The sequence below is a fragment of the Gimesia maris genome (assembly GCF_008298035.1).
GTDB classification, from domain to species: domain Bacteria; phylum Planctomycetota; class Planctomycetia; order Planctomycetales; family Planctomycetaceae; genus Gimesia; species Gimesia maris.
The window spans coordinates 5,025,046-5,049,145 of sequence record NZ_CP042910.1 but is presented as its reverse complement, the minus strand read 5'-3'; the positions used below and the strand labels follow the sequence as shown (position 1 = coordinate 5,049,145).

Annotated in this window: 23 protein-coding genes; 18 read left to right on the top strand and 5 right to left on the bottom strand. The window is 49.9% G+C overall.

Annotated elements, in window-relative coordinates; translation table 11 throughout:
• Positions 1 to 237: 237 nt before the first annotated feature.
• Positions 238 to 1,689, top strand: a complete 1,452-nt coding sequence (locus tag GmarT_RS18580; protein WP_002646342.1) for a TolC family protein — start codon at positions 238 to 240, stop codon at positions 1,687 to 1,689.
• 10 nt (positions 1,690 to 1,699) lie between these two features.
• Here GmarT_RS18580 and GmarT_RS18575 read toward each other — a convergent pair whose 3' ends face one another.
• Entirely contained in the window at positions 1,700 to 2,845 is a 1,146-nt protein-coding gene (locus GmarT_RS18575; RefSeq protein ID WP_002646343.1) for a LolA-like protein, read from the bottom strand.
• 296 nt (positions 2,846 to 3,141) lie between these two features.
• Between GmarT_RS18575 and GmarT_RS18570 the strand changes: the two genes are divergently transcribed.
• Both GmarT_RS18570 and GmarT_RS18565 read left to right on the top strand, forming a co-directional pair.
• Positions 3,142 to 4,152 carry a glycoside hydrolase family protein gene (locus GmarT_RS18570; protein WP_149303078.1) on the top strand — a complete coding sequence of 337 codons (1,011 nt, stop codon included), beginning with the start codon at positions 3,142 to 3,144 and terminating at the stop codon, positions 4,150 to 4,152.
• A 132-nt stretch (positions 4,153 to 4,284) separates the two neighbouring features.
• Positions 4,285 to 4,587, top strand: a complete 303-nt coding sequence (locus GmarT_RS18565) for a hypothetical protein (protein WP_002646345.1) — start codon at positions 4,285 to 4,287, stop codon at positions 4,585 to 4,587.
• Between the two features lie 16 nt (positions 4,588 to 4,603).
• On the opposite strand, the gene GmarT_RS18560 is transcribed toward GmarT_RS18565, so the two are convergent.
• Together GmarT_RS18560 and GmarT_RS18555 are read right to left on the bottom strand one after the other, a co-directional pair.
• The gene (locus GmarT_RS18560) at positions 4,604 to 5,029 is read right to left on the bottom strand and encodes a hypothetical protein (protein ID WP_149303076.1); all 426 of its coding nucleotides are present in this window, start codon (positions 5,027 to 5,029) and stop codon (positions 4,604 to 4,606) included.
• Positions 5,030 to 5,076: 47 nt separating this feature from the next.
• Complete coding sequence (locus GmarT_RS18555) at positions 5,077 to 5,823, bottom strand: phosphatase PAP2 family protein (protein ID WP_002646347.1); 747 nt, start codon at positions 5,821 to 5,823, stop codon at positions 5,077 to 5,079.
• A gap of 134 nt (positions 5,824 to 5,957) precedes the next feature.
• Between GmarT_RS18555 and GmarT_RS18550 the strand changes: the two genes are divergently transcribed.
• The 5 genes from GmarT_RS18550 to GmarT_RS18530 all read left to right on the top strand — a co-directional run bounded on the left by GmarT_RS18550 (position 5,958) and on the right by GmarT_RS18530 (position 10,386).
• Positions 5,958 to 6,842, top strand: a complete 885-nt coding sequence (locus GmarT_RS18550; protein WP_002646348.1) for a DUF1853 family protein — start codon at positions 5,958 to 5,960, stop codon at positions 6,840 to 6,842.
• 111 nt (positions 6,843 to 6,953) lie between these two features.
• Positions 6,954 to 8,036, top strand: a complete 1,083-nt coding sequence (locus tag GmarT_RS18545) for a leucine-rich repeat domain-containing protein (protein ID WP_002646349.1) — start codon at positions 6,954 to 6,956, stop codon at positions 8,034 to 8,036.
• Positions 8,037 to 8,278: 242 nt separating this feature from the next.
• Positions 8,279 to 8,719, top strand: coding sequence for a TadE family protein (locus GmarT_RS18540; protein ID WP_002646350.1), 441 nt, complete (start codon positions 8,279 to 8,281; stop codon positions 8,717 to 8,719).
• 35 nt (positions 8,720 to 8,754) lie between these two features.
• Positions 8,755 to 9,228, top strand: coding sequence for a TadE/TadG family type IV pilus assembly protein (locus GmarT_RS18535; RefSeq protein ID WP_002646351.1), 474 nt, complete (start codon positions 8,755 to 8,757; stop codon positions 9,226 to 9,228).
• A 51-nt stretch (positions 9,229 to 9,279) separates the two neighbouring features.
• Positions 9,280 to 10,386: a pilus assembly protein TadG-related protein gene (locus GmarT_RS18530; RefSeq protein ID WP_002646352.1), complete on the top strand. Its 1,107-nt coding sequence runs from the start codon at positions 9,280 to 9,282 to the stop codon at positions 10,384 to 10,386.
• Between the two features lie 140 nt (positions 10,387 to 10,526).
• Here GmarT_RS18530 and GmarT_RS18525 read toward each other — a convergent pair whose 3' ends face one another.
• Together GmarT_RS18525 and GmarT_RS18520 are read right to left on the bottom strand one after the other, a co-directional pair.
• Positions 10,527 to 13,631, bottom strand: a complete 3,105-nt coding sequence (locus tag GmarT_RS18525) for a tetratricopeptide repeat protein (RefSeq protein ID WP_044237720.1) — start codon at positions 13,629 to 13,631, stop codon at positions 10,527 to 10,529.
• A gap of 305 nt (positions 13,632 to 13,936) precedes the next feature.
• Positions 13,937 to 14,911: a linear amide C-N hydrolase gene (locus GmarT_RS18520; RefSeq protein ID WP_002646354.1), complete on the bottom strand. Its 975-nt coding sequence runs from the start codon at positions 14,909 to 14,911 to the stop codon at positions 13,937 to 13,939.
• A 373-nt stretch (positions 14,912 to 15,284) separates the two neighbouring features.
• On the opposite strand from GmarT_RS18520, the gene GmarT_RS18515 reads away from it, so the two are divergent.
• The 10 genes from GmarT_RS18515 to GmarT_RS18470 all read left to right on the top strand — a co-directional run bounded on the left by GmarT_RS18515 (position 15,285) and on the right by GmarT_RS18470 (position 24,069).
• Positions 15,285 to 15,986 (top strand): 3-keto-alpha-glucoside-1,2-lyase-like domain-containing protein, encoded by a 702-nt coding sequence (locus GmarT_RS18515; protein WP_002646355.1) that lies wholly within the window; start codon positions 15,285 to 15,287, stop codon positions 15,984 to 15,986.
• Between the two features lie 20 nt (positions 15,987 to 16,006).
• Positions 16,007 to 16,576 (top strand): putative signal transducing protein, encoded by a 570-nt coding sequence (locus GmarT_RS18510; RefSeq protein ID WP_002646356.1) that lies wholly within the window; start codon positions 16,007 to 16,009, stop codon positions 16,574 to 16,576.
• A gap of 15 nt (positions 16,577 to 16,591) precedes the next feature.
• Positions 16,592 to 17,041, top strand: a complete 450-nt coding sequence (locus tag GmarT_RS18505) for a hypothetical protein (protein WP_002646357.1) — start codon at positions 16,592 to 16,594, stop codon at positions 17,039 to 17,041.
• Between the two features lie 143 nt (positions 17,042 to 17,184).
• Positions 17,185 to 18,042 (top strand): hypothetical protein, encoded by an 858-nt coding sequence (locus GmarT_RS18500; protein ID WP_002646358.1) that lies wholly within the window; start codon positions 17,185 to 17,187, stop codon positions 18,040 to 18,042.
• A 133-nt stretch (positions 18,043 to 18,175) separates the two neighbouring features.
• Entirely contained in the window at positions 18,176 to 19,411 is a 1,236-nt protein-coding gene (locus tag GmarT_RS18495) for an acyltransferase family protein (protein WP_002646359.1), read from the top strand.
• Positions 19,412 to 19,528: 117 nt separating this feature from the next.
• Positions 19,529 to 21,670, top strand: a complete 2,142-nt coding sequence (locus GmarT_RS18490; RefSeq protein WP_002646360.1) for a hypothetical protein — start codon at positions 19,529 to 19,531, stop codon at positions 21,668 to 21,670.
• Entirely contained in the window at positions 21,667 to 22,182 is a 516-nt protein-coding gene (locus GmarT_RS18485) for an SMI1/KNR4 family protein (protein WP_002646361.1), read from the top strand. Before GmarT_RS18490 ends, GmarT_RS18485 begins: the two co-directional genes overlap by 4 nt.
• A 128-nt stretch (positions 22,183 to 22,310) precedes the next feature.
• Complete coding sequence (locus GmarT_RS18480) at positions 22,311 to 22,847, top strand: hypothetical protein (protein WP_002646363.1); 537 nt, start codon at positions 22,311 to 22,313, stop codon at positions 22,845 to 22,847.
• 118 nt (positions 22,848 to 22,965) lie between these two features.
• Positions 22,966 to 23,316, top strand: coding sequence for a hypothetical protein (locus GmarT_RS18475; protein ID WP_002646365.1), 351 nt, complete (start codon positions 22,966 to 22,968; stop codon positions 23,314 to 23,316).
• A gap of 15 nt (positions 23,317 to 23,331) precedes the next feature.
• Complete coding sequence (locus GmarT_RS18470; protein WP_002646366.1) at positions 23,332 to 24,069, top strand: DUF899 domain-containing protein; 738 nt, start codon at positions 23,332 to 23,334, stop codon at positions 24,067 to 24,069.
• Positions 24,070 to 24,100: the final 31 nt, after the last annotated feature.

Sequence of the window (24,100 nt, the reverse complement as noted above, 5' to 3'; positions counted from 1 at the left end):
CCAAACAAGGACATGAGCTGACAATCCACACAATAAATCCACACGGAAGTGGTTGTAAACCAGCAGCTTAAAGCTCTGGCCAAGTTGTCAAGGATTAGGCAGATGATTTTATCATTTCGATATTCTACCTCGAAGATAAAGAGACTCGCTTTCTGGCCGACGGTTATTTCGTCTCTGATGTTTTTACTCACGTCGTGTAAAATTCCCTGCCTTCAAGATGCGGATGAGGGACCGGGGATGCCGGACACCTTCAACGGAAGTTACGACGAAACCAATTCGGCAGAACTTGATTTTGCGGTACTTTTTGACGACCCCATGCTGTCGGGGTTGATTGACCAGGCAATGGTCGATAACCAGGAGTTGAAAATCCTGGCTCAGGACATTGATATCGCCAACAACGAGGCTTATGCCTGGACAGGGTCCTATCTGCCTTTCCTCAATTTGCGGGCTGGAGCAGGGATCGATAAACCCGGGCGCTATACCCGTTCCGGTGCTGTGGAAGATCAACTGCAGATCGCTCCCGGTAAGGGGTTTCCTGAACCACTCCCCAACTTCCTGCTCGCAGCCGATATCTCGTGGGAAATCGATATCTGGAGAAAGCTGCGAAACTCCCGGGATGCAGCTTCCTTGCGCTATCTGGCTACCGAGGAGGGGCGAAACTATATCACGACGCGTCTGATCGCAGAGATTGCAGAAAATTATTATGAGTTGCTGGCTCTCGACAAACGGTTAGAGACGTTGGACATCACCATCGGACTCCAGGAACGAAGTCTTGAAGTTGCCAAGGCAAACAAGGAAGCAGCGCGCGGAACAGAATTGGCCGTTCAGAGGTTCCAGGCAGAAGTTCGCAAGAATCAGAGTGAAAAGCTGATTATCCAGCAGAGGCTGATTGAAACAGAAAACCGAATCAACTTCCTCGCCGGTCGTTATCCACAGTCTGTCGAGCGCAAACAGGTGGATTTCTTCGAGCTCAATATGCACACGATTAACATTGGTGTGCCATCTCAAATGCTGAATAACCGTGCCGATATTCGCCAGGCAGAACGAGAATTGCAGGCAGCGGGTCTTGAAATCCAGGTTGCCCGGGCCCGCTTCTATCCCTCTCTGGTATTGAACGCCGGCGTGGGGTATTCGGCCTTTAATCCCCGCTATCTTTTTATTACGCCGGAATCGCTGGTTTATAATGCCGTCGGTGAACTTGTAGCTCCCGTGATCAACAGACGCGCCATCAAGGCGGATTATCTCAATGCAAATGCCCGACAGATGCAGGCCGTTTATAAATATCAGCGTACTGTTTTGAATGCGTTCACTGAAGTGGTTAACCGTATCAACAAAGTAGAGAATTACGGCAAGAGCGTCGAGATCAAAAAGCAGCAGTTGAGAGCACTTGAAGAATCGGTCGATGTTGCCACAAAACTGTTCCAGAACGCCCGCGCCGAATATGTCGATGTACTGCTGGCACAGCGTGACCTGCAGGATGCGAAAGTGGTTCTGATTGAAACCAAGCAGCAGCAACTGGCTGCCATCGTGAATACCTACCAGGCACTGGGGGGCGGCGGCGTGATCCCGACATATGATTACGGCCGGGTTACAATCACAGATGAACAATATGTGCCACCCATGCTCGAGGAAGATGCCTCACCGGCAGTGGATGGAGTTGTGCCACCCATGCTGAAAGAAGAAGAGTAAATCTCCCTGTTTATTTTTCTGTGCCCTGTCTGAAGTGTTTTACCCTGATTCCATCCGTAACAACTGATACCGGTGTACCTGCTTCGAAGTCCAGTTTTGTGAAGATATCGGTCGGCAGTTGCGGGTTCAGTTCAATGCTTTCGAGAGTATACTCTTTCCGCCTTGAAGGTTTTTGTTCTGAGTTTCGTTTTCCCTCTCTGGCTCGGTAGTAGTTCGTGTGAGCCTGGCTGGGGAACCAGACGCCGGGACTGACTTCCTGCCAGGCTTCAACAAGGGACGCTGAAATCGGGAGTTCCTTTGAAACGTGGTAATTGAAGTCCTCTCTGCGCACGGGAATCAGGTTTCGATCTTGAGACAGCCAGAGGTCCGTTCGAGACCGGGGTTTACCAGTCGAGTCGAAGGTCTCCAGCTGGAGTGTGGTGCAAACCAGGCCCTGAAACGTTTCTGTGCCCAGTTTCGTAACCCGTGCTGTCAAAGCGGACTTTCCGGTAATCGCCTGTTCGGCTTCTTTTCCAGTCAGAAAGCTGGAGAGCGAAACAGGTAGCTGTCCGGAATCAAACAGAAAACGATGGGGACTGGTCTGGTTCCGAGTTCCGGATGGTGAATCTGAAATCAGACCACGTTTCTGGTTACGCGGCGGTTCCTCGTTTTCTTCATCAGACATACTTTCTTTCCAGAAACTGCGAAAAGTTGTTCCATCAAACAGAGACAGGTTTTCTCTGGTTCCTGATTCGACTCGAATCCATGTTTCATTTGTGTGAATCTCCGCGGGATCTGACGCACGATAGCCATCCTGCAGCCAGTACAAGCCGAGAGTGAAGTTTAAAACAAACCGGCCTTTCGTGTGGATCTGCTGTCGGAACTTCTTCCCCTGTCTGATGAAAGAAATGGTAGACTGGCGTTTGATTGGTTGGGAACCCTCGTATTCAATTAACTCAGCCTGATCGATTTCAGTGGCATTCAGTTTGAACTGCAGATTCTGATACAAGGCTTCGTTCTGTTTTACCTTGGAAACTAATTGCTGCAGTTCCACTGATTGATCGGGCTGTTCTTGTGCACTGATTTTTGGGTTATTCAGGAACAGGCTGGCCAGCAGCAGGATTGTAAACTGTAATGTACAGGAATATTGATTGATCCGCGTATTGTTAAGCAGCATGCAACCGCTCCTTTACTGATTTGAAATCCGACCAGAGAATAGCAGGTGACTTTTCAGTCTACTATACTAATGGATAAACTGTCGCTGGTGAATTAGAAAAAGCAGATTCACTCCAGATCATTACAAATAATAATTCCAGACCAATGCACCTTGATCCCCGCGGATACAACTTCGCCATGAATTATGACCTGAAACAGCCTCGTCTTTCCTGCTTCTGTTTAGCGTTTGTGGTCCTCTTAATTTTGAAATATGTGTCTGACTGCAAAGCAGTTGGAGAGTGTGCAGACGTCATTCAGATGAGTTCAGGGCGCCATTTATTTCTGGACGACCAACTGATCGATTCTGAAATGACTGAGCACGTGAAACGACAGTTTAATCCGCCTCACGCGCTGCGCCGTGTGCTCAGGCCCGAAAAGTCGTGGGAAGCGTTGGGGTTCATTTTTTACTGCAGCGTGGTTGACCATGACGGGACGGCGATGCTGTATTACCGCGCTTATGATGGTGAAAAGCAGAAGCACTTCTGTCTGGCAACCAGTAAGGATGGACTAACCTGGAAACGACCTGAATTAAAGTTGAGCGACTATCAGGGATCGAATCTCAATAACATTTTCCCGTTTGAAGCGGTCGAAGCCGGTGTGTTTCTTGATTCACACGCGCCTGCGGAAAAGCGGTTTCGTCTGTTGCACAATCGGCACTGGCCTGATCCCGCGCGGGCCGGCGTCTATCTGTCCTCCTCTGCCGATGGAATACACTGGCAACTGTCGGACATACGTCTGCTGCCTCGCGTTCCTGACAGTCAGCCTTCCGCCTGCTGGGATCCGAAAACACAGGAATACGCGGTCTATCTGCGGGCCTGGGATCCCAAACGTTCGATTGGTCGTGTGGCTGTCAAAGACATCGAAGTACCCTGGCCTTATGATGAAAGTGTTTCTCCTCTACATGTCTGGGGCAAGAAAAAAGTGGCAACCATCAGCCGTGAACTGCCAATTGTGATGCGGCCCGATGACAGTGACCCCGAGAATGTGCAACTTTATACCAGTAATGTGTTCCGTTACCCGTGGGCAGAGAACGCGTATTTAGCTTTCCCGGCGGCTTATTTTCTGTATCGGGGTGCTCAATTAAAAGACCGTGCTTTGAATGGCAACGATGGGACGTTTGACGTGCAACTGGCGGTCAGTCACGATGGCATTCATTGGGACAGACAGCGGCAGGCCTGGATTCAACCAGATTATTTAGACGGCGTTCAACTGCAGTTGGTCAGTATGGGCACGGGGATGATCCGCCGAGGTCGCGAGCTGCATCAGTAGTTTGTTGGCTGGCCGCATACGCATGGTCGTCCGGTCGTCTGGAATCGTGATCTGATAAATCGTAAGGAATGGCTGAAACGCGATCGGGGTGGCATCTACTGCGCCACATCGCGTCTGGATGGTTTTGCCTCCATGGATGCAGGCAATCTACCGGGTACACTCACCACGAATCCGCTGAAGATAACAGGCTGTCAATTGAAATTAAATATCGACGTCTCTGGGACCGGAATTGCAACAGTTGCAATTCTGGATGACGCAGGCAACCCGATTCCCGGCTTTGCTGCAGCTGACTGTGAAGCGATTCACGCAGATTCTGTTGACTTTCCCGTGAAATGGAACGGTGGTCATGAATTGAAAGAACTGGCTGGCAAGTCGATCCGTCTGCAGTTTCGGATGCGGAATACGAAACTCTATGCGATTGAATTCACAGAATGAATAGGTCTGGACACGCTCAAACTTCTTCGGCGTCTGCTTCGATGGTCAGCAGATCGAGAAATGATAGAAAGTGATCCGCCACGAAATATTCCTCTGTCGAATCATCCAATCCCAACCCTTCCAGTAGGATCTGGAAGTCCTGATTCACGATAATCGTGGGCGTATCGTATTCCATATGATACGCCAGTATCCAGCGTTTGCCGACTTTGAAGGGGCGGCCAAAGAACTGAAACGATTCGACGGGATCAAATAAAGGCTCTAGATCCAGTAGCAGCGGTTCGGGAAGTTTGATGCCGAAGCTGTTATAAGAGTTTTTGTCCGGAAAATGTATTGCGTAAAACTGCTGAGCTGCATTGCTGCTGAGCGGACCAAAGACCTCTTCAAAGTCCAGCGGTTTGCGTTTGAACCAGTTCCAGAAAACCATAACAGTTGTCTCACTCACTTGTGATTATTTTTAGAACGACATTTGCAGGGTTTGCAGATCTGAAGTCACTTCGAATTAGTTTCAGGTTCTTCCTCATCGTCTTCAATCTGATTCCGGCTTTGCAGCCAGCGGGCGATGCTCCAGCAGAACAGGGCCCAACTGAGGCCCGCGATCCAGCCAGCGATAACGTCGGTCGGGTAATGTACTCCCAGATAAATTCGACTCAAACCCACAAGAATCGTCAGCAGGATTGCGACGCTGATCACATAAACTTTCAAAATGGTCCGCGGGATGACTGATGCCAGCAGTGCACCGAGAGTGAGATAAATTACTGCCGACAGCATGGAGTGGCCGCTGGGGAAGCTGCTGGTGTAGACGTGTGAGAGATGCGGCACCACATCGGGCCGCGGTCGGCTGATAAAATGCTTGAGCAGGGAACTGAGCAGCAACCCTCCCAGGGCGGCTGCCAGCAGCAGTGCAATCACGCGCGGCTTTTTTTCGATCCACAAATAGCCCGCCACGATCACCGTAAACAACACCAGGGCAGCCACCCCGCCAAACGCGGTCAGGTCGCGGCCCATTTCCTGTACCCAGACCGGCCCGATCGGAGTCGCCGGATCATCCGCTTTGCGTAATGATCGAATGACCCACTTGTCAAACGCCTGCGTTTCCTGTTCAAGTACTTCATCGGCAATTTCGATAAAGGCCCAGGTGGAAACAGCAAACCCCAGACAGACCAGCAGCAGCAGCGGTTCTCGACCTTTCAACCAGATAAGAGTTCGACGAAAGAATTCCAGAATTCGCTGATGCATGATTTCGACTCTGTCATTTCACTGCAGTAGTAGTTCACGATCATTGAACACATCGGTTTTAACATGTCTGTCGTGATCAATATTCCGTTTACTGTGATTGGTTATTTTATGCGAAACTGTTTAAACTGGGAATAATGAATCAAAAAAAGTACGACTCAATCCAGCATGATCTCGATAAATCACAGTCACTGCGTGACCTGCATTGGGCCATAACCAGCGCCTCTCTGATTTCGGACTCGAGCCAAGATCCCGGCAGGTGGGAGCCCCCGGACCTGTCGCTGATTAACGAACAGGAACTGATGGACTTCCTCGTGCCTTATTCCCGCTTCCGTGTGGGGCAGTACTTTGAAGGCCTGATATTATACTGGCTGGAACGGATTCGCAGGTTGAAAATTGTCGCGCAAAATCAACAGTTGTTTGTTGAGAACCAGACGGTCGGTGAAATCGATTTCCTGTTTGAAGACGAAACAGGGGAGTTGACTCACTGGGAGACGGCTGTGAAATATTATCTGCATTATCCCGCTGAAAATACGACCGGCAGTCATTTTATCGGCCCTAACGCCAAAGACAACTTTGAAAAGAAGTGCAGGCGGTTACTCGAATATCAGCTGCCTTTGAGCGAAACGCATTTTCCTGAGGTCGTGCGGCGTGTGGCGTTTGTCAAAGGCATCATTTTTTTCAATCCTCATCTGCCAGCATCCACCCCACTCCCGGAGCGGATGTCACCTGCACATCTAAAAGGCGTCTGGTTATATTTTTCTGAACTGGACTGGCTCAAAACGCAGTATAGCGACACTGTTTATCAGATCCGTGAAAAACCGGACTGGTTGTCCCCTGCTGTCAGAGATTCATGTATTGAGAAGTTATTGACTTTCTCTGAGCTAAAACGAGCTCTGGATGTTCATTTTCAGGAAGGGGACCGACCGCTGATGATCAGTATTTTAAAAGTCGTCGAGACTGACTGTCGGGAGATTAAGCGTCTGTTCGTTGTAGCTGAGAACTGGCCGGAGCAGAGTTAAATCATAATTTGTCTGGTAATTCTTTAATCCATTCCGCCTGGTGTACCGTTACTCGTTTGAGACTTCCGTATTCTGCTGAAACGAGGATTTATTCAGACGGTATTTCGATCGATGAATCATGCTGCCGATCCTACTTTGCATGGCATTCTGAAACGTACACTGCGTTCCCGCTGGTTTTGGGGTGTTAGCGGCCTGTCACTGCTGGTACTGACGTTCATTGCGACACCGTTGATACTCAGATATCGAACACTTTTCCATATCGCAGCTTTGGACGGTACAATTGATTATGAACAACCCACTTTTGAATATACCGTTTTCCCTTCTAACTGGGAAAATGTCATACGGCAGAATCGCGACAAAAATCAGATGAAGTCGTTCGATGAGGTGGAATCAATCAGTTTGGATGTGACGCAGGACAGTGACCTGGTCTGGCTGAATGATTTTCCGAACCTGGAAAGAATTTCTTTGAGTGGAAAAGGTCTCAGTAATACAGGTCTGGTTCACTTGAAGCGTTTTCACCGACTCAAAAGATTGATGCTCTGGAATACAAGCGTCAGTGATGATGGCCTGGTTCATCTAAAAGAACTGTCACAGCTTAATCATCTGGACCTGTTCTACACACCAGTGAGTGGCTCTGGTCTGGCACATTTACAGGGGCTGACGAACCTGACCTGGTTAAATCTGCAGGGAACGGCTGTTACGAATGCCGGGTTAAAACAGGTGAATTGTTTTTCAGCTCTGCGCGTACTCAATTTAAATCAAACCAGTATCAGCGACGCGGGCCTGGTTCATTTAAGAGACTTGCCGCAGCTAATAATATTGCAGCTGGAACAAACCCAGGTGACAGGCACAGGATTATCTGAACTGTCATCCCTGCCGAAGCTGTATTGCCTCAAATTGAATGGCTCGCTGATAAATGATTCAAGTATGAGCCATCTCAAATCATTCAAAACCTTGATAAGACTGGAACTGCAGGATACACAGATATCGGACGCCGGACTGGTACATCTTTCAGGTCTGCCTCTCTTGGATGCTCTTAATTTGAGTGGGACACAAGTGACCGATGCAGGCCTTGTTTATCTGCAGGGGCTTCCCCGACTGAAAAACGTTTATCTCAAAAATACTCAGGTGACTTCAGAAGGACTGGAACAGCGTAAATTGATCCTGCAGCAGTCCAGGGATCCTCTTCCATAAAAAACAATTATGTCAGTTCACACCTGTTTCACAGTGTTGATTCTGTTTATAAGTTGCTGATGTATAGTGCTTTGCACAATCAGGGTCGGAGCTCGACAAACAGTGGGCTGCATAATTGTTGCAACCCCTCAACCTGCTCGAAAAATCTGCCCAGGCCGATAAATCGTTATAAATTCTCAGCCAACTTTGAGAAATGGGTTAAGTTTATGTAGAGCCATTCATCAGAAAGTGAGATACAGGCTATGCAAAGACTTCAGCTTTCGAAACGCCGTCTGCTTTGCTCGAATTCACCGCGCGGAACGACTCTGGTTGAGATGGCGGTAGTTTTTCCTCTCTTTATTCTCCTTGTGTTCGGGCTGGTAGAATTTGTTCGCATGGGAATGGTCAAACAGGCTCTCTCCGATGCCGCCCGGGCGGGATGCCGCCGCGCAGCACTGACCAGTACGCTGACTCACGAAGATGCCGAGGCGACAATCCGCAGATTTCTACAGTCCGCAATATCCAATTCCCAGGATGTCGAAAAATGTCGCGTCACAATCACTCCTGAAAATCTGTCCGGAATGACATCCGGAGTCGAAATCACAGCCCGAGTAGAAGTGAACTACTCGGATATTTCATGGTTAGTTCCTGGTTTCCTGCAAAATACTGTATTGCAGGGACAGGCAATTATGAAGCGGGAATGACTGATTTTCATTTCGAGTAGAGGAAGTCCGGCACCATGTACGAACATCAAAAACGCAAAATACAGAAATCGTATTCCGAACGCCGTGGAGTGGCGGCAGTAGAATCAGCCTTAGTAGTACCACTTTTAGTCATGATCGCCATGGGGACGATGGATGTCAGTCAATATGTGAATGTGGCGCAACTGGTCAATGATGCTTCATACGAAGGGGCACGTCGTGCTTCTCAAAATAACGTGAAAAATCAGTCCGAAGTTGAGCAGTCGGTGCTGAATTATTTTACCAGCCAGTTTCCCAATCAGGCTTCGGGAGAAATCGGCAGTGCATTAACCGTAAACGTGCGTGATTACTTAGAGGCAAACATTCCAAATGGAAATCTGGAAACGGTTCCCTCCGGTTCCGCGGTTTCTGTGCAGGTTATCTTTCAGTTCAATTCAGTACGCTGGCTGTCTGGTTTTGCCGGACTGAATGGCGTTTCCATTGAAACGACAACTGTCATGCGTCGCGAATAAACATTTCTCAACAAGATCTCTCACATCACAGACTATCCAGGGGACAAACCGATGCCGGATCGAAGGTATGCGAATCAAACGGGACTGAAACAACAAAATCATCGCCGGGGAGCCATTGCTGTATTTACTGCGATCATGCTGGTTCCTCTGCTGGGAATGGTCGCGTTCGCGGTTGACTATGGCTATCTACTTAAGAAGCGGGCCGACCTGCAACGCGCCGCAGATGCTGCAGTGCTGGCGGCAGTACGGGATTTGATTCCCGATGCAAATGGGACTCAGGACCTGTCAAAAGTGCGGGCGACACTGCGTCAGTATGCGGATTTGAACATCGGAGAAATTGAGGGATTTCAGGTGCTCGATTCTGATATTCAGATCGGACGCTACAATCCCGAATCAGTCTATGATAACTTTACAATTCTCGACTGGGGCACCTTTGATACCGTGCGGGTCACGCTCCGCTTTGACACACAGGCAAACTCACCTGTATCACTGTTTTTCGCCCGGTTGCTGGGAATTAATGAATCAGACCTGAATGCCACTTCGACGGCAATCCTGCAGAAAGGGAGTCTGCTGGCGCCCGGTGTCGGTGTCATGCCATTCACGATTCCCAAAGCACAGTGGGATTCCACAGAGCCGGGCGAAGTCTGGACAATTTATGGCGATGGCAGACTGGAAGATAATATTGGAGCAGAAATACCTGGCAACTGGGGGACCTGTGACATCGGCAAGTCCTACAACAGTACTTCCGACATCCGGGATCAGATTGAAGTCGGATTACGCCAGGAAGACCTGGATGCACTTGCTGCAGAAGGACGAAATGATTCGACCGAATATATCGACAGTGCCCGGCCATTGTATCTGAATGGTGATCCGGGAATCTCAAGTGGTATGAAGTCGGCTGTCATGGCTGCGGAAGGGAAGACGAAGTTGATTCCCGTTTATGATTCCGTCATGGGAAATGGGAGTGGTGTGGAATTCCATGTGATCGGCTGGGCCGTGTGTGAGGTTATCGATTCCCATTGGGGGGGAGATAAAAACACTTATGTGAAGATTAAAAAATCTTACACCTATGATGGGTTTTTAAGGCCGAACACGGATTTGCGTGTGACCGATGGTGTGGTCGATGGTGCTTTTGCCGCTGCGGCTCTTGTACAATAAACGAGCAGAAGTGATTCAGATAGGCTATCGAGGATTCGATTCCTGACCCGCGCGGTTCAGGATCATAGCTGTTGCCTTGCCGGGAATCGATTTACAGCAGGAGACCTCGAAACGCTACACTATATTATGACACAAACCTCTCAGTCTGTTTTAGTTAACCCTTCATTCCCGGGGCCGATAGTCATTCCCTGTTTTCTGAGTACCTGTCTGCTTAATACGTTCGCCGTGAGAGGGAAGTCTTTCAGCATGACAGCAGAGTGCAGCAGTAAAGGGGTGGCTTCGTTGACCAGTTGGTTTGTTGCCAGGAAGTAGGCTGAGACCAGTTCCAGATTCTGGCGGATATCGCTGTGCGATTCTTTTGTCAGGTCTGTGACTATTTTCATATTCAGTTTGCGTTTGTCCGGTCGTTTGAGAAAAATCTGTAGTTTTTTCGCATATTCAATCCAGACCGCATAATCTCTGGCCATCACGGGATTCTTTTCTAAATCGACGGTTGCCTGCAGCAGGCGATCGCGTTCTGCCTTGTTACCGGTCTGATCGGCCATACAGCTTCCCAGCAGTAATGTGGCCGGTGAGATTCGCGATAAATCACGAGTAGTCATCAGCGCGACCGATGCTTTCTGCGGCTCATTGATAATTGAATAAAAATGAAACAGCATCGTCTGATAACCGGGAGTCGAATGCGCATTCACACTCTGGAAATAAGCTTCCAGCTTATTCTGTGCTGCTTTGGCATCTCCCTTGTTATGACACAGACACCAGCGCAACCATTCAGCTGTTTGTGAGCTGTAGCGGTCTGCCGAGTCTGAAAAGATCTTGTTGGCTGTCTCGAAATCCCCATATTTTGAATGCAGGGCAATCAGACATTGAAACGAGTCGGTAGAGCCTGAGCGAAAGGCATGTTCCGCGTGCTCGAACGCTTTGTCCTTCTCGTCTCTTCTGGCATGCCAGTAAGCGAGTTGTAGTTCCCAGTGAACCGTTTTTAAAGACGGACTTGGCAGTTCCAGCATCTTTCGGGTCAGCTTGACCCACTCTTCCTCTTTGTTCTGTTTCTGGTACAGGTAAGCCAGATGAGAATAGTAGTCGTCATCCTGGGAAATCGTTGTGAGATGTGCTAATACCCGTTGCAGATCCTGTTCTCTCGTTTCCTTATCTTTATCTTTTGAAGGTTTCTGATAGCGGTCAGCGAGTGCAGCGAAAATCATCACGGACTCGGGGTATTTTTTCTCCAGTGCCTGCAATTCTTCTGGAGTCGATTTCTTATTATCGATGATGACCAGCTGGGCAGCTTCCGATTTTGGACTGATAGCGGGCATGTCATCGAAATCCCTTTCCACATAATACTGATCAGAGACCTGGCGCAGGGAGAACAGGCTGGAATAGGTATAGTCAATCTGCCCAAATCGTGAATTGGTGGCCATCATGGGGAGTTGTGCCATCTGCATCCCGACTCTGACCATGGGGGCCAGGACCTGCTTATGTCGAAACGCGGGAGCCGGGGGACTGGGAAGAGACTGATTAACCTGATTCAGTAAAGCCATTACCTGGTTCGAATTCGTCTGTTGTAATTGAATCAGATTGTAGAATTGATGTGTGCGACAGATCGACTTGTAAAATTCAATGGTCGGCGTGGGGTCGAAGCCGACATAGTTTCGTGCCATATCTACGGTCACTTCGGCATTTGTGAAGCTTCGTTCCAGCAGCATGTGAGCCAGTACTGCGCTGGTAAACTCCCGTTTGGATTCCTTTTCTGCCGCCAGTTGATTCAGCCCGTTCATCAGCTCCTCCCGGGCAGCAATTTCCTGGTTCGTTGACGCTTTCTGTGTATAAGCAGTTAACGCTGATTTGATGTCAGGGGAAATCATGTTCAAATCAGGTATTTTTTGCAGGAGCAGTAGAATCGTATTCTGTCGGAGTATATCAGACGAAATTCGCATATGTCCCACGGTGCGGCCCAGGGACAGGCCATCACTGAGTCGCAGACAGTCCGGATTTTTTCCCAGCGCCTCCAGATAATTGGTCAGTGTCTGGCTGGACAGGCCGGACGCTTCAAACAACGCAGCCAGATAGAAAGGCCCGAGGTGCGGTGCAGTAGTCTCCCGAGGTTTTCTTAACGCTTCCAGATCGTAGTCGGCGATCGCTTTGGCATAATACAGGGGGGCCTGCATGGCAGTCACCGGCTTCCAGCGTCCCTCTTTGACAGCTGTTTCATACTCAGCCAGGGTCTCAGCTGCGTCGGCATGGCGACCGTAAATGGCCTGCAGATACGCCAGCAGGACGGTCGCCTGGGGAATGGCCTGGCCGGCAGTGCGGGTGCCTAGATGAGTTCTGGCAAAGGCTTCATATTCGGTCGCAGGTGTGGAGGCGACTCCTTTCGCACGGAGTGCATAGAGCATTCCCCGTGCTTTACAGACGGAACTGAAATCGCTCCAGTAAAATTCCGTCAGAACTCCCAGGTGCCCATACGCTTGTGCCAGTTGTAGATAGGCTTTCCAGTCAGGTCCGTTTTCATCGAGAAACTGATGCAGGCCTCTAATGATCTGGTACTGGGTTATATAATCGAACTTGTACTGATCTTTGAGCAAGGATTCTGGAATCCTGGCAAACTTGGATTTCACCAGAGGGCGTTCTGGAATTCCCAGTTTTTTAAGAAGAGCCGGAAAGTCCTCGCGGGATGCGGTCGCCATCACTTCTGCCATTTGAGGCAGGATATCAGGTTCCTTCCCATCAATCTTGAAATTTTTCTCCAGCAGAAACTGACGTTCGTCCCCTTTTTCCTGATAGATGGCAAGACCAAAGACGAGATATCCTTTCGATCCACCAGGCCAGTAAGTTGATGAGACGACTCCGATTCGTCCAAACTGAGGCAATGGATTTTCGGGTAACGATTCTCCCAGCAGTGCATCGCGCGTGCGACAGCCCAGGTGCTCGCGTGCGGCGATCAGAAGTGCCTGGCGCACCAGTTCACGCGATAAAGGACCGGGTTCCTTCTGCGCACCGCCGGCCAGGTAATGGCTACTCAAATATTCCAGACCGAAAACGGGCGTGCCATCTACAGAACCAACGGTTCCGGGTGGGCCGGGGGGCAGGCGGCATGTGGTCTCGGTGCTGCCCCGTTTCTTGCGTTCCAGGCTGAACTTGATCGGTTTGATCTCTGAATCGGCGGCATTGGTATCCTGGAGCTTCAGAGAAATACTACACTGAGCGAGAATCAGACAGGCAATCAGCGTCTGTACTGGTTTCATAATCATAACCTGAAATTTGATGAGAGAACCTGTTCCACGGATCTGAAGGCGCTGGATCCTGATGACAGTTTTAAGCTTATTTGTGAGATAAGGGTCTAGTCAATAGTACAGTTGCTGGTCTGGTGGTTATTTTGGAATTTGTCCCTGCGGGGCAGGGCAAAGCACGGATTCCCTCCGATCCAGTAACATAATTGAGACGGGTCAGTGTCGGAAATCTAACAGATGATCATCTAGATTCACCCTGTCGAAGATTGATGGTGCACTCCAGGCAGTCCGCAGTGTGTGATCGATCTCGCAAGACTTTTTCAGGCAGGTGCCATAAAAGGGTAAGGTTCTGCCGGCTGGAACTGGTCGGTCTGATCGCCGCTGAGATTATAGTTGCCTACCAGTGTCAGTTTTCGTGTGCCTGAACCGGGGCTGAAATCGATCTGGTTGAGATCAACCCAGACCATCCCCGGGCTGGCGGTGTCTTCGTAGAAATAGATTTTGTGTTTCTGATCACTGACCGTACGCCAGATGGTGGAAGAGATGTTCGGTTGATCGGGAGTACTGATTCCACGGGGAACACTCACATTCCGCATCACGCTGAAAACACTGGCGGCGGCCTCACGGGGGTTGGCTGTCTGCGTACAGGCATTGATATAAAAAGAGGCCCGGGCAAACCGATCTGCTGCCCGGTTGGTGCCCGGCAGCATGACCGTTCCACCAATCTGCTGCCAGTATTTGTTCAAGGCGATCTGCTCGTCGAAAACGGGAGAATTGGTCATGACCTGATGCTGACGGCCATGGTGGATCTTTAGCTCTCCCCCAATATATTCAAAAATGGCCGAGTCGCCTGAAGGATCGGAGAGGGAGAGATGAACCGTTCCCGCGGCCCCATTGGGGGCCACCACCGTCACCATCCGGAACGTCTCTTTGCGCAGTTCGCTGACGGCCTCTTCGACCGTCGCAAACTGGTCCAGCACATACTGCGCCCAGGCGGAAATGACAATCGCAGGCCGCGGATCGTCGTCGGCCGGGTATTCTGATTCCACCAGGTACAGTAGATTGGCCACCAGTCCGGCTTCATTCATGCCATCCGCGGTTCCGCCTTCATAGAGCGAGGCGACGACGGAGCCATATTGACTGTTCCAGCTTAATGAAGCGTCTCCCAGCCCTCCGTCGCGGGACATCCCCCGCGGAAAAATCCAGAGATTGCTCTGCAGGTCTTCTTTCCAGTCCATGGTTCGACCAGTCACGGTCTCGCCTTCCGGCCCCAGGTAAACCGCCCGTGTGCACATAATCTGCTTCCTTTTCAGAATCTGGTTTCAATCCAGTTTTTCCCTGTTTATTCAAAATCTCACTGCATCAAGTGGCTTGCTGAAATAACAAGCTACTTCCCCCCCTATCATAGCAAATTCTCTTGTTACTGTCAGACCAGGAAGGGGTATGCCTGAGTTCGCAGAAGTTTCTACTAAAAAAAACGATCCTTTGTATCAGCTATTACGTTGATGATTAGCAGGAGACTCAGTATTAGTTGCGGTGAAGTTGATGAAATATCCTCCGGAAAACTGTCCCCTTTTTCGGTTTCAGGAGTGAACAGTGTCTCTGATCGGGATAAAATAAGTTGTTTCTGAAAGTCTCTCCCTCCGGCGTTCAATAAAGGTGCTCAACATGTCGTGTCAACGGTGTCTGCTTACATTGGTTTGTCTGTTCTTTCCCTTCCCGACCTTCGCGGGTGCGCCGGAAGCCATTCGCGGCGATAATTATCAGCATACGCTGTTCACGGACGACTTCTCTGAATCAGAACTGGGCAAACAGTGGACGCTCTATAAAAGTTCGTCAGTGATCAAAGACGGCGTGCTGCAGGGAGTCGAACTCGAAGGTGGCGGACATGCCGCCGTGCATCAGTTGTTGACCAAACCTTATAGCGATGCGGAACTGACCGTTGATCTCAAGTTCGCTGGTTCTCCTTCTACCAATCTGACATTTAATCAACACAAGTTTAAAGGCTCGCATGCGGGGCACCTCTGTCGCGTGGTGGTCTCGCCCACCAAGGTGACGCTCCGTGATGGTAAGACCGGTGTCTTCAGTAATGAGATCTTCAAAAAACGCCGGTCCAAAGAAAAGCTGACGGCGGAAGAACAGACGATCCTGAAAAAGACGCAGGCTGATTTTTCCGTCAAGCTGGAAAAAGACAAGTGGTATACCGTTACCGTCCGTATTAAAGGGGATCTAATGCAGGCCTTCATCGATGGCAGGCTGATCGGTTCCCTGCAGTCACCCGGTATCGCACACGCGACCAAAGACAAGATTGGTCTGGTCACGCCGAAAGAGTCGATTCATTATGATAATGTGATTGTCAAAGTGCCTTGAGCATTCCAGGAGAGTAGCCTGTGTCCCATGAATTAATCACCGTAGCGACTTTAAGTTCACCTGTGGAAGCGAGTCTGGTTCAAAATGAACTGGAGGCGGCAGGCATTCGTTCGTTTATGTCGGATGAAGTCGCTGTCGGCATGGCCTGGTACCTGGGGAACGCGATAGGCGGAATCAAAGTGCAGGTTGCCGAGTCAGATGCGCCGCGTGCATTCGAAGTTGTGCATGACCATGAACCGGTAACAATTACCGAAGAGGATTGGCGCATCACAAAGGGTCTGGATGGCGAAACAGGAGACTTTGATGAGCAGTGGGAAGAAGATGAAACTGCCGATGCCGAAGTCACCGATTCCGATCTGAATCAAATGGTCGACAGAGCCTGGAAGATGGCCGTCTATGGCATCATGTTTTTTCCGCTGCAGTTGTATTCGCTCCTGCTGCTGGCAAAAATTGCGTTCAGAGGAGAGCACCTGTCAGTCGAACAGCGGCGCAAAGTGAGGTTCAGTTACTTTGTAAATACGTGGATGATTCTGGTATTACTGTTTCTGGCAATCGATGCTTCCACTCGGTTCTTTATGCAGTTTCAGTAACAGGCAGAAAATCTCATGACAAATATTTTCTCCCTCTTCGGAGGCCTGGCACTCCTGTATAGCTCACTCATGGCTTTCTCTACCTTTGACGAGACGCATACATTACTTCGAATGTTGAATTCTAAAAATGCAACCGTCATCCTGTTCTTCATAGCGGGATTCTTCTTTTTACCGTTTGTCATCACCCTCACTCAACTGGGCTTGAACGGAGATCAGGGGAAATCTCTGGTTGAAGGCGAACCATCCCTTGAATCAAAGGAACGGCATACGCAGCTTGCAGAACACTGTCCTACCTGGCAGTATGTCTGGAAAGGTTCTATCACTTCGATTGGTGTGATCATGATTGCGTTTACTCTCTTTGGAAACAGGATCGATCCCGCTTGTGCCTTTTTCTCAGCGATCAGTTTTCTCAGTGGATACTGGTTTGTCTTCGTCTATCCGACGGCCAGAAAGCTGTTTGGCTGAAATGAGTTTTCGAAACGTATTCTGATTTTAATGCCGGGGCGCTTGCTGTCTTCTACCTCGCCCATCATGCTCTTGAATGCCTGCTACTGAAAAATGAATAATGGCACTTCCCTGACTTCCCCCCCTTGAGGACCGAATTACCGATGCGATTCAGAATATTGTCACTGGGACTCCTGTTACTGTGCAGTTCCACCGCTTTTGCCCAGAAAGATGCTACCCAAAGTAGCGAGCCAAAAACTCTGGTCACTTTTTATGTGATGGGCGACGTCCCTTACAAACCGGCTGAAGATGTCCTGCTGCCGGAACAGATTACGAAGTTACCAGACGATGCGGAATTCGTCGTACATGTGGGAGACATCAAAGCAGGAAGTACCCCCTGTCATGAAGGCGTTTATCAAAAAGTCGCAGGGATGCTGGCAAAATCAAACGTACCGGTATTTATCATCCCGGGAGACAACGAATGGAATGACTGTGCCCATCCCGCGGAAGCATGGAAGTTCTGGGAACAGTATTTCATGCGGTTCGATCGCCGCTGGCAGCATTCTTTTAAGATCTTTCGGCAACTGGAGCGGGAAGAGAACTTTTCCTTCGTGAAAGGCAATGTATTATTTATCGGAATCAATCTGGTGGGAGGACGGATTCACGACTCTATGGAGTGGAAGCAACGCCATGCCGACAATCTGAACTGGGTACAGAGTAATCTGCGTCGTTTCGGAAACGAAGTCAGCAGCCTGGTCATTTTTGGTCACGCCAAACCGGTGAAAGCGCACAACGACTTCTTCGACCCGTTGAGTGAAACAGCGAAAGCATTTCAAAAGCCGATCCTCTACATCCATGGCGACGGCCATACCTGGATTTATGATCGTCCGTTTGCCGCGAAGAATCTGCTGCGTGTGGAAGTCGATCAGGGCGGGATCGCACCACCCCTGAAAGTGACGATCACAGATGATGCAACCGACCCCTTCCGGTTTGACCGACGTAACGGGAAGCCTGTGAAATAGGCAAGAATCCTTCAAAACAAGCCTGTAATCGTGCTTTGCATCATTTTTCTGTTTGTGTCTGCCCCGAGGTGCTGGCTAAACTGAGGTAACAACCTGAGTAACAGCTTCGATCACAGACAGACGGAATCAGAACATGTTTATTACCAGACTCGAATCACTGCGGGGCATTGCTGCTCTGATGGTTGCGGTGAGCCATTGTCTGATTGTGTTTGCTGTGAATCAGAATGAGATGATCTGGGCGACTCCGCTGCAGGAGACGCAGGGAACTCAGGCATTTATCACGCGGCTGTTGCTCATTCCCTTTAATGGCGGAGCCGCGGTGACGGTCTTTTTTGTTCTGAGCGGTTACGTGCTGGGGCTGTCACTCGACCGGAAGTCAAAATCACTGGGAACGTGCTTTGCTTTTTATGTGAAACGACTGTTTCGCATTTACCCGGCGTATCTGGTCTGCCTGACGCTGATCATTTTTTCAATCGCCTGCTTTCACACCTATACTGTGTATCCTGATACCTCAGTCTGGTTCAAAGAGTGGTACCAGAATCCGATTACCATCGATAATGTACTGGCCAATTACACACTCTTCGAAACCAATCTCAATCAGGTTGCGTGGACACTGAAGGTGGAACTGGTCATGTCCGTAGTGTTTCCACTGGCGTATATTGTCAGCCGAAGTACAGGCGCAAAACTGAATCTGCTCTTTCTGTTCCTGCTCATCGTCTGCAGCCTGATCCGCGCCTTGTTGCCGGGCAGTCTCTATTTTATGTATGGGTATGTATTTTACCTGGGGCTGATCTTGCCCACATTGATAGAGAAACTGAATCAACTTGTCAGTCTGAAAGCCTGGAATACACTGTTTCTGATCAGCATTGCCTGTTTAATATCGGCTCGCTCAGTGTTCTCGCCCGGTAATCTGTTCTGCGCAGTTCTGATGGAAGCGGTTTTTGCAACACTTCTGATCGCAATTCTTGCAGACGGAAAAACCAACCCGCTGCTGAGCCGTGTCCTGGATGTTCCGCTTGTCCGCAAGCTCGGCCAGTTGTCTTACTCATTCTATATCTATCATTTTATCATCCTGTACTGGCTCGCCTGTGGTTTGCTGGCTGTCGTCAGTCCGACTGTTACCGCTGCATATCCTGTTATGCTCGGTCTGTTGCTGGCTGTTGTGTCGGTTGTGATCAGTTATTATGTCGCATTCCTTTCGTATCATTTGGTCGAACGTCCGATGATTAAATGCGGGGCGGCGACCGCCGTGAAAGTGAGTCGCAGTTCTGGTACAGTCCCGAATGTTGCTCTCGCTTCACAGGAAACAGGTTCTATTTCCGAGAGCGGGATTGAAAGCCCGTCCTTCTCCCGGAAAACGGAAAAATAGAGTCTAAAACAGGTTTCGCTGATTTCAGTCTGGATGTGATCGCTGTAAAATTAAGGGAAACTGTGTCTCACCTGTTTTCCCCTGCCAATTAGACCATCCAACTGCTGGGATCATTCCATGCTACCGCAAAAAATATCTGTCTTTCGAATCGCTATTTGTGCTGCTTTGATATTCATCGCCATTAACCCGCTTTCCGCTGAGGAAAAATCCAGTGAATCTCGCGCGTATGAACGCTGGATCTGGACCGAGTTAATTGCCTTCGATAATCAGCAGGACGATTATGGCGTTCAACAGTATCTCGATAAAGCGGGATTCACTCCCACTTCGATATGCCTGTTGATAGGTTCCCCCGATTTTGTACTGTCACATCCTGGACTGGAGCAGGACTTCCCCCTCTATCCCGAGTACTGTTCGCGAGAAGGACATGAATTCAACCGCGAGCGAAAACGTCAGGACTGGACGAGCTATCAACTTCGCTCGCTCATTAAAAATTTACAAAAGCAGGGCGTACAGGTCTTTCTCAGCACCTTTGCGAAGTATACGCGGGATAGGACTCATCGCGAATGGATCAGCGATCATCTGGAAGTCCTACATGTCTGGAAGGGCTATGGCAAAGTCTGGGGATTGAATTGTCTGGCCCGGCTGAATGACGGCTCTTATTTCGAAGATTATTTTGCATCACAGATGGTCAAAACGCTGTCTGACTACGGTTTCGATGGCTGGCATGGTGCAGATGGATTTGGCCCACTTTCAGGAAATATTCACCTGACATCTTATTCTGACGATATGATCGAGCAGTTTCAAAAGGCATCCGGTCTGGAATTACCGGCTATTGTTACACAGGAATGTGGATACGATGCCGACAAATTGACGGCACGGGGAGACTGGATCCTGAAACACAAACGGGCGGAATGGAGTGAGTTCTATGCAGATCGCTGGGCGCGGTTCTGGTCGACGATGGTGGACGCCCTGCATGCCCGGCAGAAACAGGCGGTCATTAATTCTGCCTGGGGACGGGCTCCGTTTGAATCCCTCTATCGTTACGGCATTGATTATCAGCGAATTGCCCAGACAGGCGTTGATGGCGTGATCGTGGAGACCGTTGCCGCCAGCCTGGCGATGGACCCGCGCCTTTCCGCCGTCGATCGGCACGATGACTTCCTGTCCATGCTGATGCTTATGAGAGCCGCTCTGCCCGATACACGACTGATAAACCTGCAGACGGTGCATGATGTCGTGGAGCAGTGGGACGCTATTCATCATCATCCCACCGTGCTGGAACGGGAAATTCAAGCGCTGGCGAATGTGTTTCACATTATGCCCGATGGCTCACTCAAGCCCAGTTCCGACGGTTTTCTGATCTGCCTGGGCGATGGCCTGAGCCGCGAAGAATGGCAGTGGCTGCAGGAACGCTGGGATCTCGCTTTTACACAACCTCCACTACACACAGACGGCGTAACGGTTGTCTGGTCAGACGCCGCGTATCGCGCACAAATGGCTGATTTCATTAAAACACGCAGCTGGAATACGCATCGTCTCGTTGCAGAACTGATGGGGGCCGGGGCGACGATGCAGGCGACGATTAATGTAAAATATCTCAAGCAGGCGAAAGGCGCTATTCTCGTCCCCAATCCACATCTGCTGCCCGCTGAGGAACTGGCAAGCGTAATGCAATACCAGGGAGGCCCAATCATTCTGATCGGGCGTAAAGTGGCGTCACTGCCGTCCGCTGATTTTGAATTCAGCGATGTTTATCCACCCCATGAACTCTGGTGTGGCGTATATGGCACTGGATCTGAAACAGAGATCACAGAAGTAGAAATCATTCAGGATGAAGCAGAGACGCCTCTGGGCGATCTAACCGTTATCACCGCTCCCCGCAGTTACTGGACTCATCTGACTTATCGCAAAGTTTCTCCGAGCTTCCTGAAAGCGTGCGCCGAAACACTGCAACAGGTATCCCAGGCGATTACCGTCACGTCCGATCAGGGAGCGGTGGCGTTGATGCCAGTGAAACAGGCGGATGGACGCATTCGCTTGGCGATCAAGAGTCGCTCCCTGAGTTATGCACGTCCTGAAATTGATGTCAGGAAACCAATTAAGTCGGTCAAAGTGCTGACTGACTTCCCGAGTGTTGCCATTCATCCCCAGGGCTCAAAGTTCAGTGTGCGCGTTCCGGGGCGGGGCATTATCGTTGTCGAAATTGAGTTAGAAGAAATGAAGACGGCCCCTGTTTCAACGAAAGGTCAAAAACAATGATCCGCATCGAAGAACTGTTAGAGCGAATTTCGGATCTGACGGCGGAAGATCAGGACGAATTTGAGGTTACCGTCCAATTGCAGGACCCACTTTCGGCGGATGAGCTGAAAAGCCTGATCGATAACATACCACTGCCTCAGGAGCTGTGTGACTTTTATGCTGTTACCAACGGCATGGATCTCTTATCGGCAGAGCTGTTCGACGCGGATTCACTGCAGTACGTACAGGGATTCATTACGTTCCACAGTTTTGGTAATGGCGATTTTACCTGCATCGCAACGAAAAAATCGGAGTACCCGGAGGGGAGCGTGCTGTTCATGAATCATTGTCCTGACAGCGTGGTACAGGTTGCCGATTCTCTCTGTGACTGGATGGAGAAAGTGGTCGCCGAAATTCAATCAAAGGGTGGTTTGCTGCATCCTGCCGACTACTATCGTCACCCAGACGAGCAGGGCGTCTATAGCCATGTATTGAACGAACTTAAAAGTAAAGGCGACGAACTGCATAGTTGAGCTGTTGTTTTACAATCCATAGCAAAATAGGATCTCTTCAAATAACCGGGAATAAATCCTGCCTGAAACAGATCTCATAAGCAGTAAGCGAATCTGCTTCCTTGATCTTTTTCGGGTGAGGTTCCAGCATGTCTCAGACATTTCATCGATCCTTAAGACGTCGTCTTTACTGTTGGCTGAATCGTGAGCTGCGCAGTTACGCGGTTGCACGAGTGATGACATTCATGCTGGTCTTGTCGCTGCTGGCTCTGCCGGGCTGCAGTTATTTTTACGATCTGTTTCTGGAAGGCCAGGTATTGGCGGGAGCCGATCAAACACCGGTCACGGGCGCAAAAGTCACACTTGTATTTATGAACTCAGACGGCGCCACCTGTGTGACAGATTCACAGGGGCACTGGGAGTTAAAAGAGTCTCTGAGCGGTACCTGGTTTGAGTCCGGAAAAGACAAGAAGCGGTGGCTTAAATCTGATAAAATCAAGCTGCGCATTCAAGCCAATGGGAAGACGTATGTCGTGCCCTGTCCCCGTGTGGCGTTGCAGGATTCCTATGACTGCTTTGGTTTTGTGATGACGGTGCTGGAGATACAACCGGAACCAGAAGTCAGAGAACCGCTGCCTGGATTTCAGCCGCTTGAAGCCGTAAAGCCTTTCCATTCAATTGATTAAGGCAATTTAAAAATGCTCTGACGGAATGAAATAAGTTTTTCAGGTCCTGTCGATTTGACCGGGTGCCGTTCGACTACAGGGTAGAACATCAACACACCCTGTTTTGGAGGAGCATCTGATGCCATACGACACTGACTGTCACTGTCAGAGCTATCAGCTGCCGGGCGCGGGAGAAATCCCGAATGTGCAGACTCAGAGACGCCAATCCTGGTTCAAACAGGGGCTGGTTTCAATGCTGTCGACCCTGGTGCTGATTCTGATGCCGAAATGCCCGGTCTGTCTCGCCGCCTGGGTGACGTTTTTCACCGGAGTCGGACTTTCACTGGCCGTTGCAGCCTGGCTCAGGCTGTTCCTGATCGTGGCAAGCTGTCTGGTGCTGACGCTTTTTGTGTTCCTGCGGCTGAAACATTTCTTCTCTGCCTACCCGCTGACCGGCAGAGCAATGTTTCCTTACCGAAAACATTCTTAACCGAGGAGAATTACTATGAGTACCGAAAACGCTGTCGCCCATCCCGAGATTGTGACCCAGGAACAGTGGTTGAGCGAACGACTGGATCTGTTAACTGCTGAGAAGAAACTGACGCAGCAGCTGGACCGTGTCAATGCGCTGCGGCGTAAGCTGCCGATGGTCAGGCTGGAGAAGGATTATCAGTTTGACGGACCCGATGGCAAGCTGAGTCTACTGGATCTATTTGAGGGACGCCGCCAGTTGATCGTCTATCACTTCATGTTTGATCCTGACTGGGAGAAAGGCTGTGGAGGCTGTACGGGTCTGATTAATGCGATGGGTGATCTGTCAATGCTGCATGATCGCGATACCACTTTCGCGTTGATCTCGCGAGCACCCCTGGAAAAACTGTTGAAGATGAAGGCCGATCAGGGCTGGAACCGGACCTGGGTTTCGTCCTTCGAAAGCGATTTCAATTACGATTTCCATGTGACGCTTGATGACAAGATCACGCCGCCTCAGTACAACTATCGCACCCAGGCAGAGCTGCAGCAGCGCCAAAATGACGAGCCTTATTTTCTGTCGGGCGAAATGCATGGCATGAGCGTCTTTTTCCGGTTGGGTGATGAGATCTATCACACCTATTCCACTTTTGCACGAGGCTGCGAAGGCCTGACAAATGCCTACAGCCTGCTGGATATCACACCCTACGGTCGCCAGGAAGACTTCGAAGACTCCCCCGTCGCCTGGCCACAGAAGCCAACGTATGGTTAACGAAGGAGACGCTACAGAACAGAATGAAGGA